The sequence below is a fragment of the Campylobacter concisus genome, assembly GCF_902460625.1.
In the GTDB taxonomy this organism is placed as follows: Bacteria; Campylobacterota; Campylobacteria; order Campylobacterales; family Campylobacteraceae; genus Campylobacter_A; species Campylobacter_A concisus_AD.
Genome location: NZ_CABPUT010000009.1, coordinates 108767 through 121271, shown reverse-complemented (window position 1 = coordinate 121271; position 12505 = coordinate 108767). Strand labels below are relative to the sequence as shown.

The following is a 12505-nucleotide window of genomic DNA, read 5'->3' as shown; positions in this document are numbered from 1 at the left end:
TATCATAAAGTAAATTGCAATAAGATTTTGCAAATTTAAAGAAGGAGTTTAAATGTCAAATTTAGCAACAAAACCTAGATTTGCTTTAGCTGCATTGATCGGCCTTATCGCTGGCGTTGTCTCAGCCTTTGTCAAATGGGGAGCGGAATTCCCACTTCCTCCAAGAAGTCCGATGGATATGTTTAACGCTGCTTGCGGGCCAGAAAGTGCTATTAGAGCAGCCGATGCGATCGATTGCTCTAGAAATTTCTTAAATCCGCCTTATGTATTTTTAAGAGATTATTTGGGAGTGGCCGATCCAAATGCCGCTATTTACGAGTTTGCAGGGCATGCGTTTAACTACGTAATGATGACGCATATATTATTTTCGATAGTTTTTGCGGTTGCTTATTGTGTTTTGGCTGAGAAATTTCCAAAGATTACAATATGGCAAGGCTTACTAGTTGGCGTTATCGTAAATATCGCTGTTCACGTGATCGCACTACCTATTTTGGGGCTTACTCCACCACTTTGGACACTTCCTTGGTACGAGCATGTATCTGAATTTGTCGGCCACATGATATGGTTTTGGTCGATAGAGATCATCCGTCACGACTTAAGAGCTAGGATAACAAAAGAAAAAGATCCAAGTGATTATTGCTGCTGCAACGCATAAATGCAAATTTTTTGCTGTTTTGGGCTAAAAACCTAAAACAGCAACCAAATTTATCTCACCATTTAAAAGCAAAATTTATCCGCGATTAGCACTCCTGGCTAAGCTCTAAATTTTCTAAACGAAGTGGCTTTTCACCTTCAAAAATCACCCCAATACCAAAAGGCTCGCAAATATCAAGCGCACCATCGGCAAACCTCATCAGCCACTGCTTATCTTGCGCATAAAAGGTGCACTGTGGCGAGCTAAAGGGCAGGTCGCAAACTGGCACATCAAGCGCTCTAAGCTCGTCCTTGCTCAAAAAGCATTTTTGCTTAAGCTCATCTCGTAAAAACGTAAGCGCCTCTTTTACGTACCAATCGATATCGCTGGCGATGCGCTCTGCTAGCAAAGTAGTCTCATCATCCACGTCTGCCCCATTTGCCGAGATAAGGCAAAAGAGCACTTGGCCAAAAATTTCGCTTTTTAGCACCGTCTGGGCATACCAAATAAAGCCCTCATCTGTTGCAACTTTTTCAAGTTCGCCAAATTTTAAAGTCATTTTTTATTCTCATTTTTATAGTTTTGCTACTCTTACGAAAAAGAGCGAAATTTAAGCAGATTTGTAATGAGCTAAAATTTATCATCTAGAATGAAGATAACTTGTAAATTTGCCCTTTTAGCATAAAGCAAAAGTTAAATTTACAAGCAAATTTTCAGTTTTTCTCGCTATTTAGAAGCAAAATTTCTCATCAGTGCCATTTTGCTTGCGCATAGCTTTAAAGTTAGCAAGATTATCTTTATCTAAAAAGTAATCTTTCTCTTTTTTATTGCGGGCTTCTAGCTTTTCTATGCCTTTTGTAAGGGCTGCTTTTCTATCTTCGTGAGGTGAGCTAAATTCTGGCGAGAACATCGCTTCATAAGCATTTTTCTTAGTCCATTCAAGCGCTTTATCAGCGATCTCTTGTTGCTTTTTGATATCGCAAAATGTATAAGGATTGACCACGTCGCCAACAAGCTTCATAAACGCCCCTATCGCGGCCACCACGTCAGTAAATTTCTCGCCCTCCATGTCTATAACACCTCTTAGCAAAATCGCGCGATTTTTTGCCGCATAAAACCAAAATACCGCATCATCGCGAAGTCCAAGATCGTATGCGCGAGCTGAAAGGACAAAAAGAGTTATCGGAGAGACCATTTGTGGGGCGTCTTGCACGATCTTTTCAGCCTTTTTAAAGTCCTCTTCTTTACCACTTTTTAAAAGCTCATCTATCTTGTCATAGACCTTGACGTACTCCACCTTGCCAGCATTTGCTGAGTAGTAAGGCGTGACGTAGATGTCGATACTTCTTACTTTACCATCATTTGCAAAGCCACATACCGATCCAAAAAGTAGCACCGTAAGCAGTGATAAAATTTTCATTTTAGCTCCTTGGCTTAAAATTTTTATTATTTTAACTAAAAGTAGTTGAAAAGATTAGGATAAATTTAAGAAAAAGTCCGCAAATTTAAAGCGGACTTCGAAGATTAGTTTTTAAAACTATGAATTGGAGCTGGAATTTGTCCGCCACGAGCGATGAAATCGGCACTTGAGGCTTTGTTTATCTTCATCACAGGTGCTCTTCCTAAAAGGCCGCCAAACTCGATCATATCGCCCTCACGGCCTAATGGTATGATACGAACGGCTGTTGTTTTTTGATTTATCACGCCGATAGCCGCCTCATCAGCGATCATCGCAGCTATGCTCTCGCTTGGTGTGTCAGCAGGTATAGCGATCATATCAAGACCAACCGAGCATATCGCAGTCATCGCTTCAAGTTTTTCTAAATTTAGTGAGCCAGCGCGCACCGCCGCTATCATACCCTCATCCTCAGAAACTGGTATAAATGCACCGCTTAAGCCGCCAACTTGATTGCACGCCATGACGCCACCTTTTTTTACTGCGTCATTTAGGAGAGCGAGTGCCGCAGTCGTTCCGTGCGTACCAACAGCCTCAAGCCCCATCTCCTCAAGCACGCGAGCTACCGAGTCGCCCACAGCAGGCGTTGGGGCAAGAGAGAGATCGACGATACCAAATTTAACCCCAAGGCGCTCGCTCGCCATCTGGCCAACTAGCTGGCCGATACGCGTGATCTTAAATGCCGTCTTTTTCACAGTCTCAGCTACCACGTCAAAGCTCTCACCACGTACCTTTTCAAGGGCTCTTTTTACCACGCCTGGGCCAGAAACGCCAACATTTATCACCACATCAGCCTCGCCCACGCCATGAAATGCACCAGCCATAAAAGGATTATCTTCGACTGCGTTTGCAAAAACGACAAGCTTGGCGCAGCCCATCTCTGAAGCTGCCGCCGTCTCTTTTATGATGCGTCCCATGTCACGCACAGCGCTCATATTTATGCCACTTTTTGTTGAGCCGACATTGACGCTTGCACATACTTTTGAAGTCTGAGAAAGTGCTTGCGGGATAGAATTTATCAAAATTTCATCGCCCTTTTGATATCCCTTTTGAACTAAAGCTGAAAAACCACCTATAAAATCAATACCAACCTCAATAGCCGCTCTATCAAGCGTCTTTGCGATCATTACGTAGTCTTTTGCGTCCGTTGCGGCGCCGATTATCGAGATAGGCGTCACACTCACTCTTTTATTGACGATTGGTATGCCTAGCTCAGCAGAAATTTCGTTGCCCACTTTGACTAGGTCTTTGGCTTTAGTGGTGATTTTTGCGTAAATTTTGTCGCAAGCTTTGCCCATGTCAGGATCGATGCAGTCAAGCAAACTAATGCCCATCGTGATCGTTCTGATGTCAAAATTTTGCTCTTCGATCATCGAGATCGTTTCGGTTACGTTTTTGATATCCATTGTTTTTCCTTAGATTGTATGCATCGCATCAAAGATGGCTGAGCTTTGGATATTTATCTTTACTTTTAGGCTCTCTCCAAGTTTATTAAGCTCTTCTCTTAGGACCGTAAAATCCTTATTTTCATTACTTGAAACCACCGCCATCATCGTAAAAAACTCATCTAAAATAGTCTGTGAGATATCATCTATGTTTAGCCCTAGCTCGCTAAGCTTTGCTGAGACGCCAGCAACGATGCCAACTCTATCTTTTCCGACTACGGTTACGATCGCTTTCATCTTTTCTCCTGTTAATAAATTTTTGATTTGAAGTGCATTTTGGCTCCAAAATTTAAGCCAAGCATCAAGCAAAGCTAAATTTTGGTAGCCAACTTTAAACGAACAAATTTTAAAATTTGCTCTAAATTTTATCTTTTGTAAATTTTACTTCGAGCAAGCACTCTTGCCGTCATTTACTGGCTGGATCGCTGAGTTATCAGCTCCGCCATCACTATTTATATTTTCTATCACTTCCCAAAGTCTAGCAGCCGCGCTCTCGTAGCGTTTTGCAGTGACTGAGTTTGGCTCGTAGAAGCTAACTGGCTTGCCATTATCGCCGCCAACTCTAACAGCTGGCTCGATAGGGATTTCAGCTAAAATTTGAGTGTTGTAAGCTTTTGCCACCTCTTCAGTCGTACCTTTGCCAAAGATGTCATACTCTTTTCCATTATCTGGGCAGATAAAACCGCTCATATTTTCGATGACGCCAGCGATTGGGATGTGAAGCTTCTCAAACATATCAAGCGCACGCTTGCTATCGTCAAGTGCTACCACTTGTGGTGTTGTGACGCAGACACCTGCCGTTACCGGCACGCTTTGAGCTAGAGTTAGCTGTGCGTCGCCCGTTCCTGGAGGCATATCAAGAAACAAGACATCAAGCTCACTCCAAAGCACGTCTTTTAGCAGCTGCTCAATCGCTTTCATGATCATTGAGCCACGCCAGATAAGGCTCATGCCCTCCTCCATCAAAACGCCCATACTCATCATCTCAACGCCATGGCTAAGTATCGGTTTTAGCTTGTTACCAACGACTTGTGGCTGAGTATTTACTTCGCCAAGCATTCTTGGGATATTTGGTCCGTAGATGTCAGCGTCTAAAATTCCCACTTTTTTGCCTAGTTTTGCCATTGAGATGGCTAAATTTAGCGTTGTGGTTGATTTACCAACGCCACCTTTTCCTGAGCTTACCATTACGAAATTTTTAACTTGAGGCGCGATATTTTTACCACTTTGAGTGTTACTTTTCTCCTCAGGTATCTTTGGCTGGATCAAATTTAGCACGTACTCATTTGAGCCCATGACACGTTTGATGTCCGTTTTTAGCTCGTTTGCCACCTCTGGGCTTGAGCTAACGATCTCGACTTCGATTAAAATTTTATCGCCGATTTCTACATTTTTTACAAAGCCAAAGCTAACTATATCTTTTTCAAAACCAGGATATATAACACCTTTTAGCCTATTTAAGACCTCTTCTTTATTTAACATTTTTCTCCTTTTTCTAGATCTTTTGAAATTTTATATGCACAAAATTTTGGTCCGCACATCGAACAAAAATGAGCGCTCTTAAACGCGTCTTCTGGCAAGCTCTCATCGTGAAGCTCTCTAGCCTTTTTTGGATCAAAGCTAAGCTCAAACTGCTTGTTCCAATCAAATGCGTATCTAGCATCACTCATCTCGTGATCCTTTTCTATAGCTCCCGCTTTGCCAAGTGCGACGTCTGCGGCATGAGCTGCTATCTTGTGAGCTACGATGCCCTCTCTTACGTCATTTTCGTTTGGCAAGCCAAGGTGCTCTTTTTGTGTCACGTAGCAAAGCATGCTAGCGCCGTGATATGCTGCCATTGTGCCACCGATCGCCGAGGTGATATGATCGTATCCTGCACCTATGTCTGAGACAAGCGGCCCAAGCACGTAAAATGGGGCGTCATGGCAGAGCTCTTGTTCGATTTTCATATTATACTCAATTTGATTTAATGGCACATGACCAGGGCCCTCGATCATCACTTGCACATCTTTTTCCCATGCACGAAGCGTTAGCTCTCCAAGCACCTTTAGCTCGCTAAGCTGCGCCTCATCTGTCGCATCAAAAAGACATCCTGGACGAAGGCCGTCACCAAGTGAGAGCGAGACGTCATATTTAGCGCAAATTTCTAAAATTTCATCAAAAATTTCATAAAATGGATTTTGCTTATTTAGCTTTGACATGTAGCTTGCGCTTAAACTGCCACCACGGCTTACTATGCCCATTTTACGCTTTTTAACAAGTGGCAAAAACTCACGCAAAAAGCCAGCATGTATCGTAAAGTAACTAACCCCTTGCTTTGCTTGCTTTTCAAGTATCTCTAAAATGAGCTCATTTGTGATATTTGTAACCTCTTTTGCCTCTTTTAAAATTTCATACATCGGCACTGTGCCAACTGGCACGCTTGAATGCTCGATGATCGCACTTCTAATAGCGTCTAAATCACCGTCTGTACTTAGATCCATAACCGTATCGGCGCCAAATTCTAGGCAAATTTCAAGCTTTCTAAGCTCAGCGCAAATGTCGCTACTTAAGCTTGAATTGCCGATATTTGCATTAACCTTTGTCTTTAGCTTTCTACCTATGCCCATTGGCTTTAAATTTTTATGATTTATATTTGATGGGATGATGATGCTACCTTTTGCAACCTCATCCATCACCAAATTTTCACTAAGCCCTTCGATCCTTGCCACATAGCTCATCTCTTGCGTTATCTCGCCGTGCCTAGCATAATACATCTGCGTCTTATCTCTCATATAAGGCCTTTTTTGATTTTTAAAAACCTCATTTTAGTCCTTTTTTGATTTAAACTAACTAAATAAGCTTTTAAAAATTTACTTTTTTAAAAAGAAATTTTGAAGTTTTGAGATGTATAATTCTGTAACAATTTTCAAAGGAGTTATCTTGCTTGATATATCACTTATAATGCTTGGAGCAGGAAATTCTAGCCGTTTTGAACTACCAGTAAAGAAGCAATGGCTTCGAATAGGAAGCGATCCACTTTGGCTATTTGCCACTAAAAATTTGAGTAACTTTTACACATTTAAAGAGATCATTGTCGTTAGCAAAGAGTGCAAATATATGTCAAAATTTGCTCCAAATTACAAATTTGTTGATGGTGGTGAAACCAGACAAGATAGCCTAAAAAACGCACTTGAGCTAGTAAATAGCGAATTTGTCTTAGTTAGCGATATCGCTCGTCCTTGTATATCAAGCGAGCTCTTTCATAAGATCATCGAGGCAGCAAGTCAGGCTGATTGTGTGGTTCCAGCGCTAAAGATCGCAGACACTGCTTATCTTGGCGAAAATGTGGTTGATAGAGATAAGGTGAAGCTTATCCAAACACCACAGCTTTCTCGCACAGCGCTTCTTAAAAAGGCTCTTAGCAGCGACGAAATTTACACAGATGATAGCTCGGCTATGAGAGCCATTGGCGCGAGCGTTTGGCAAATTTTAGGCGATGAGATGGCAAGAAAGATCACTTACAAAGAGGATCTTGCCAAAATTTCTGCTTTAAAAGAGCCAGAAAATGAAGTCTTTGTGGGAAATGGCTTTGATGTGCATGAGTTTGAAAAGGGTCGTCCTTTGATTCTTTGTGGCGAGAAGATCGACTATGAGTTTGGGCTAAAAGCTCACAGCGACGGCGACGTGGCGCTTCATGCACTAACTGACGCTATCTTGGGAGCTGCTGGGCTTGGCGATATAGGCGAGCTTTTCCCTGATACGGACGCTAAATTTAAAGATATTAGCTCCATTTACTTGCTTGAGGAAGCTTACAAAAGGGTGCAAAGTGTGGGTTTTGTGCTAACAAACGCTGATATCACGATAATGGCGCAAAAACCAAAAATTTCAAAGCTAAAGTCAAAAATGGAGGCAAACATAGCAAAAGCTCTAAAATTAAGCCAGAGCCGCATAAATGTAAAGGCAACGACTACTGAAGGGCTTGGCTTTGTTGGCAGATGCGAAGGGATCGCCGTAATGGCAAGTGCAAGCCTTAAATTTTACAACTGGAAGCAAATATGAAAATTTTAATAGTAGAAAATGAAATTTACCTAGCTGGCTCGATGGCTAGTAAACTAGCTGACTTTGGCTACGATTGCGAGATCGCTAAAAGCGTAAAAGAAGCATTGAAGTTTGAAAATTTTGATGTAGTGTTACTTTCTACCACACTTCCAGGGCAGGATTTTTACCCTGTTATCGAAAAATTTAAAAGCTCTATAATCATTTTACTAATCGCTTATATCAACAGTGACACTGTGCTAAAACCGATTCAGGCAGGGGCGGTTGATTACATCCAAAAACCATTTATGATAGAAGAGCTAGTTAGAAAGATAAAGCATTTTGAGGAATTTAGAAATTTCAAAAACGAGATCAAGAACTATGAAAGCTACGTAAATTATGCTTTAAAAGAGTACGAAATTTCTAGCTTTGAGGCAAAAAAGATAAAATTTCCACTGCTTTTAAAATCAAGCAAAAGCGGATACAGCGATAAATTTATATTTGGCTATGTAAAAGCTTGCAAATTGCCATTTTTATTTTTAGGCAAAGCCTGTTTCTCTGAGCTTGAAAAGGCACTAGCCAAAAATGGTGATGAGCTAATCTATATGACAAATTTAGAGGAGCTAAAACAAGAAGAAAAAGAGAAAATTTTAGAAATTTGCAAAAAGAAAAAGGTCGCGATCTCGACTAACGATTTTGCACAAAAAGCACCATTTGACGAGCTTGAGCTTTCAGGACGCGATAAAAATTTCAATATCGATGAGATCGTTACGATCGATGAATACATAAAGTACATAATCGTTAATTATCAAGATAAATTTCCTGATACAGAACTTAGCAAAAAGCTTGGAATTTCTAGAAAATCACTTTGGGAAAAGAGAAAGAAATATGATGTCAGTAAGAAAAAATAGTGAAATTTCTATAAATACCGAAGTTTTTGGTGCTTTGGAGCTAATAAAAAATAAGATTCTCTCAGATTACGACTCGCTTATGGATGATGAGCAGATAAAAGAGGTGAGTAAGAAAGGCTATTTTAATGGTGAGCCGATGCCGTATTCTTTTGGATTTGCTCCATTTGGCGAGCTAAATCAAAATATTGCCAGCAAGCTTACTCCTGGACAAAAGGTAAATCTAAGTCTTGATGGTAAGATTGTTGGGCACATCAATGTTGCCAAGGTCTTTAAATTTGACGAGAGCATGAGAGCTAAAAATATATTTTTAGCAAACGAAGCTAGCAATGATAAAGAGCTAAATTTAGGCAAATACGGCATTAGTGGCGAATTTGAGCTTTATGATGAAAGTATGCAAATAAGCAAAAATGCACTAAATGATCTAATAAAAGAAGATGGCGCTAAAAAGATAACGGCGGTCTTTTTAACGGCTGATCCATTTAATAGAGCTCACGAGCGCCTTGTTAGAATGACTATTGATAAGGCTGATTTAGTAATCATTTTTTTAATACGAACACGCGAAGAAAAGCACGTTGATTACGAGATTAGAAAGCAAGTGTTAGACTATTTTATACAAAATTATTTGCCAACAAAAAAGGTCTTTGTCTTTGCTCTAAAAAACACGACTCTTTTTAGCTCACATGCAAACCCAACACTTGAGTGTATCGCTGCTTCAAGATTTGGAGCAAATAAGCTAGTCATCGGACAAAATCACTCAGGAATTGGAATGTTTTTTGATCACAATGAAGCTCATACGATTCTTGATATTTATAAAAACGACCTAAATTTAGAGGTAATCGTACTACCAGAGCTAGTTTATTGCAACAAATGCAAGACGCTAGTTAGCACCAAAAGTTGCCCACACGGACAACATCATCAGATCAAATATCATCCAGATGTTATCAAGGAGCTGCTATTTAACGGCATTATGCCACCAGCCATTCTTGTGAGGCCAGAAATTTCTGCACTAGTTTTAAGCAAACTCTTTACAAATCGCTTCAAAGACGTGCAAAAGCTTTGCGATGACCTTTTTGTAAATTCAGGACTACTTGAAAACAAAACTGACCGTGACTTTTACGAAGAGCTTATGAAGCTTTATCAAACATCATCGATGACTTAAGGAAATTTATGCAAAAACTATTTTTAACCTTTTTTGGATTTGGTCTTTTGCCAAAAGCACCTGGCACTTGGGGCTCTATCGCTGGCGCTGTAGTAGCTTATTTTGTGCTTTATTTTTTATCATCAACCACACTTTTTCTAGCTAGCATTTTGCTATTTTTGGTAAGCATTAGCGTTATAGATGATTTTGAAAAAAAGGTAAATTCTCACGATGAAAGTTTTATCGTTATAGACGAAGTTGCTGGAGTTTGGCTTGCTATTGCCATTAGCGGAGCTACGATCTCCCAACTCATACTCTCACTTGTACTTTTTAGAGTGCTTGATATCAAAAAGCCTTCGATAATAGGTAGGATCGACCGCAATGTAAAAGGTGGCCTTGGCGTAATGGGCGATGATATGGTAGCTGGCTTTTTTGCTGGAATAATTAGCGCAATAATATACGGGGCTGCTATAAAATTTGGCATAACTTTGCCGTAAAAAGATAGATTTTTGGCAAAGTTATATAGGCTTAAGTATATTTTATATAAATTTTAAGCAAGTCCTAGCTCATTTAAAACAGAACTTAAATTAACTGAGCTACTACTCTTACTATTAAGATTTTTTTGCTTCTCTAGCAGAGCTTGATTAGCAAGTGCTACATTTAGCTCTTTGCGGTAATCGCTCAAAATTTTATCCATTATTTTAAGCAGCTCATTTTTTTGATCCTGTGTTTTTGCAGGATCATCTATGCCTAGAAGTTCTGTTAGCTCCTTTTTCTTTTGGGCTATTTTCTCTTCTATCTTGTTAGAATTTAGCTCACTTATAAAACCAACTGCGCCGATCTCAGTAAGCCTTTTTTTAAACTGTTCAATCTTATCTGAAATTTTTGCATCGCTTGCGATCTTATCCATAGCAAGGCTTAAAATTTCATCAAAACTATTTTTTTTATCCTTAGTTTTGCTTGAGCCTGATTGCAATAAATAATCGATTATGTCGTTATTTTGTACCTTCATATATCTCCTTTTGCTGTATTGAGATATATTTTATAAGCAAGATTTATTCCTAAAAGTTAATCTCTTTGGCTGTTTTTGCTTTTTGTAAGATAAAACTAGCAAACTCATCACTAAAATTTGGGCACCAAACAACCTTGTAGAAGCTAAAATTTAGCTCTTTTGCAATCTTTGCATACTCAATAACTAGCTCAAAAATGGTCTCAGAGTTATCTATGCAAAAAGATAGTGGATAGATAAGAGCCTTTTTACTCTTGCACTTTGCCAAAATTTCATTTAGTGAGGGCTCTAGCCATTTTACAGGCCCAAGACGCGACTGGTAGGCTAAATTTATCTCTTTGAAGTTTAGTCCACTATCTTTTATCATTTTGCTTAGAATTTGCACATGCTCATTTATATGTTTTTCGTAGACATCGCCTTTATCGATAATTTTTTGAGGCAACGAATGAGCCGAAAAGATAAGCTCCACATCGCTTATATCTATATTATTTATGGCTTCATTTATGTGCGAGATTATGATTTTGTTGTAAGTTTCATCATCATAAAATGGCCCGCAAAGCAAAATTTTAGCCTTTATCTCTAGCTCATCTTTTGCTTTTTTAAAGTTATCTAAACTCGAAGTTATTGTAGTTTGCGAATGATGAGGATAAAGTGGCAAAAGCACTATCTCATCAAAATTTTTATATTTTTTAAGCACATCTTTTGCAAATGGTGAAGTATAGTTCATCGCAAAATCAACTGCATCAAACTCATTTTGTAAGCTTGAAATTTTATCGCAAAGCTTAGCTGTAAGCTCGCAAATAGGTGATTTGCCACCTATTTGTTCGTAGTTATGCTTAGCCGTTTTTAGCCTACCTTTTGTGATCATAAAAGCTACAAATTTTCTTAAAAATTTATTCTTTATACCCAAAATATAAGGGTCATTAAACATATTTTTTAAAAAAATTTCTACATCAGCAAGGCTATTTGCCCCACCCATATTTAAAAGCAAAAGTGCCTTTTTCATCAAAACAACTCCTTAATTTTTATCGCATCATCAATGCTTGAAAGCTCGCTACTTTCGCCGCTTTGACAAAGATCATAAAAGGCATCATATTGGGCTTTTATTTCATTGTTTAAAGGATCGGTTTTTAAATTCATCTGACCATTTTCATTAACCCTATGAAGCTTATAATCAATAAGATCGCCAAAATAAACACCTTCTTTGGCATTTACTTCTATTTTAAAACGCTCTAAAGAGCCACAAAAAGAATCAGTAATACTCACCAAAATTTGATTTTTCATTTTAATGTTTATTCCAACATTGTCGCATATTTTGGTATTTGTTTTATTTGCCTGAGTATAAAAAAAGCTACAAATTTCACTATCTACTAAATTTTTCGCAAGGTCTATATCGCAAAGCGAAAGTTCGTTTATAATATTTCCTTCACAAAGTGGTCTAAAATGCGCAATTGAAATGCTATAAATTTCTTCTTCCTTTAAAAGCGCCTTTTTTAATGAAACGATGGTTGGATTAAAGCGCTCATCAATGCCAGTGCAAACTCTTACTTTATTTACCACTGAGGCATATTTTATCTCTTTTAGCTCGCTCACACTTTTAAATATCGGCCTTGAAATCAAGATATTTTGGCAATATTTTGCACACTGACAAAAAGCCTCTACGATCTCATGTTGAGGCAGACAAAGTACGACAGCTTGTGGTTGGGCTACTTCTATAAATTTTTTAAACTCATCAAAAAATGGAGCTCTGCAAGCATCATCTCTATTTTCTTTATCAAAAACTCCACAAACTTCAAATTTGTCAGAACGCCTCAGCTCCATATAGTGCCGCTTGCCAACCAGATTGTATCCAACAATGCCAATTTTGAGTTTCACTAAAGACCTTTTAGTTATAA

General features: G+C 38.9%; 14 protein-coding genes. 5 read left to right on the top strand and 9 right to left on the bottom strand.

Annotated elements, in window-relative coordinates; all coding sequences use genetic code 11:
- Positions 1–52 precede the first annotated feature (52 nt).
- Complete coding sequence (locus tag F3G69_RS07805; RefSeq protein ID WP_149714909.1) at positions 53–655, top strand: YagU family protein; 603 nt, start codon at positions 53–55, stop codon at positions 653–655.
- An 85-nt stretch (positions 656–740) separates the two neighbouring features.
- Here F3G69_RS07805 and F3G69_RS07800 read toward each other — a convergent pair whose 3' ends face one another.
- From F3G69_RS07800 to thiC, 6 genes are all read right to left on the bottom strand, one after another.
- The gene (locus F3G69_RS07800) at positions 741–1193 is read right to left on the bottom strand and encodes a hypothetical protein (RefSeq protein ID WP_149714908.1); all 453 of its coding nucleotides are present in this window, start codon (positions 1191–1193) and stop codon (positions 741–743) included.
- A gap of 171 nt (positions 1194–1364) precedes the next feature.
- A complete protein-coding gene (locus F3G69_RS07795; RefSeq protein ID WP_149714907.1) occupies positions 1365–2054 on the bottom strand; it encodes a cytochrome-c oxidase in 690 nt (229 codons plus the stop codon).
- A 104-nt stretch (positions 2055–2158) separates the two neighbouring features.
- On the bottom strand, positions 2159–3496 hold the full coding sequence (locus F3G69_RS07790; RefSeq protein WP_149714906.1) for a PFL family protein: 1338 nt from the start codon (positions 3494–3496) through the stop codon (positions 2159–2161).
- Between the two features lie 9 nt (positions 3497–3505).
- The gene (locus F3G69_RS07785; protein ID WP_087583839.1) at positions 3506–3772 is read right to left on the bottom strand and encodes an ACT domain-containing protein; all 267 of its coding nucleotides are present in this window, start codon (positions 3770–3772) and stop codon (positions 3506–3508) included.
- A 144-nt stretch (positions 3773–3916) separates the two neighbouring features.
- A complete protein-coding gene (locus tag F3G69_RS07780; RefSeq protein WP_087577746.1) occupies positions 3917–5017 on the bottom strand; it encodes an Mrp/NBP35 family ATP-binding protein in 1101 nt (366 codons plus the stop codon).
- Positions 5011–6309, bottom strand: coding sequence for a phosphomethylpyrimidine synthase ThiC (gene thiC, locus F3G69_RS07775; RefSeq protein ID WP_149714905.1), 1299 nt, complete (start codon positions 6307–6309; stop codon positions 5011–5013). The genes F3G69_RS07780 and thiC overlap by 7 nt, the downstream gene beginning before the upstream one ends.
- A 148-nt stretch (positions 6310–6457) precedes the next feature.
- On the opposite strand from thiC, the gene F3G69_RS07770 reads away from it, so the two are divergent.
- Genes F3G69_RS07770 through F3G69_RS07755 form a run of 4 tightly spaced genes read left to right on the top strand, consistent with a single transcriptional unit; the run spans position 6458 to position 10098 of the window.
- A complete protein-coding gene (locus F3G69_RS07770; RefSeq protein ID WP_149714904.1) occupies positions 6458–7576 on the top strand; it encodes a bifunctional 2-C-methyl-D-erythritol 4-phosphate cytidylyltransferase/2-C-methyl-D-erythritol 2,4-cyclodiphosphate synthase in 1119 nt (372 codons plus the stop codon).
- On the top strand, positions 7573–8463 hold the full coding sequence (locus tag F3G69_RS07765; protein ID WP_149714903.1) for a response regulator: 891 nt from the start codon (positions 7573–7575) through the stop codon (positions 8461–8463). Before F3G69_RS07770 ends, F3G69_RS07765 begins: the two co-directional genes overlap by 4 nt.
- Positions 8441–9622: a sulfate adenylyltransferase gene (locus tag F3G69_RS07760; protein ID WP_149714902.1), complete on the top strand. Its 1182-nt coding sequence runs from the start codon at positions 8441–8443 to the stop codon at positions 9620–9622. Before F3G69_RS07765 ends, F3G69_RS07760 begins: the two co-directional genes overlap by 23 nt.
- 8 nt (positions 9623–9630) lie before the next feature.
- Positions 9631–10098: a phosphatidylglycerophosphatase A family protein gene (locus tag F3G69_RS07755; RefSeq protein ID WP_084109307.1), complete on the top strand. Its 468-nt coding sequence runs from the start codon at positions 9631–9633 to the stop codon at positions 10096–10098.
- A gap of 53 nt (positions 10099–10151) precedes the next feature.
- On the opposite strand, the gene F3G69_RS07750 is transcribed toward F3G69_RS07755, so the two are convergent.
- Genes F3G69_RS07750 through F3G69_RS07740 form a run of 3 tightly spaced genes read right to left on the bottom strand, consistent with a single transcriptional unit; the run spans position 10152 to position 12485 of the window.
- The gene (locus F3G69_RS07750) at positions 10152–10613 is read right to left on the bottom strand and encodes a hypothetical protein (protein ID WP_054196859.1); all 462 of its coding nucleotides are present in this window, start codon (positions 10611–10613) and stop codon (positions 10152–10154) included.
- A gap of 49 nt (positions 10614–10662) precedes the next feature.
- Entirely contained in the window at positions 10663–11616 is a 954-nt protein-coding gene (gene hemH, locus F3G69_RS07745) for a ferrochelatase (RefSeq protein WP_103559741.1), read from the bottom strand.
- Entirely contained in the window at positions 11616–12485 is an 870-nt protein-coding gene (locus F3G69_RS07740) for a Gfo/Idh/MocA family protein (protein ID WP_149714901.1), read from the bottom strand. The genes hemH and F3G69_RS07740 overlap by 1 nt, the downstream gene beginning before the upstream one ends.
- Positions 12486–12505 lie beyond the last annotated feature (20 nt).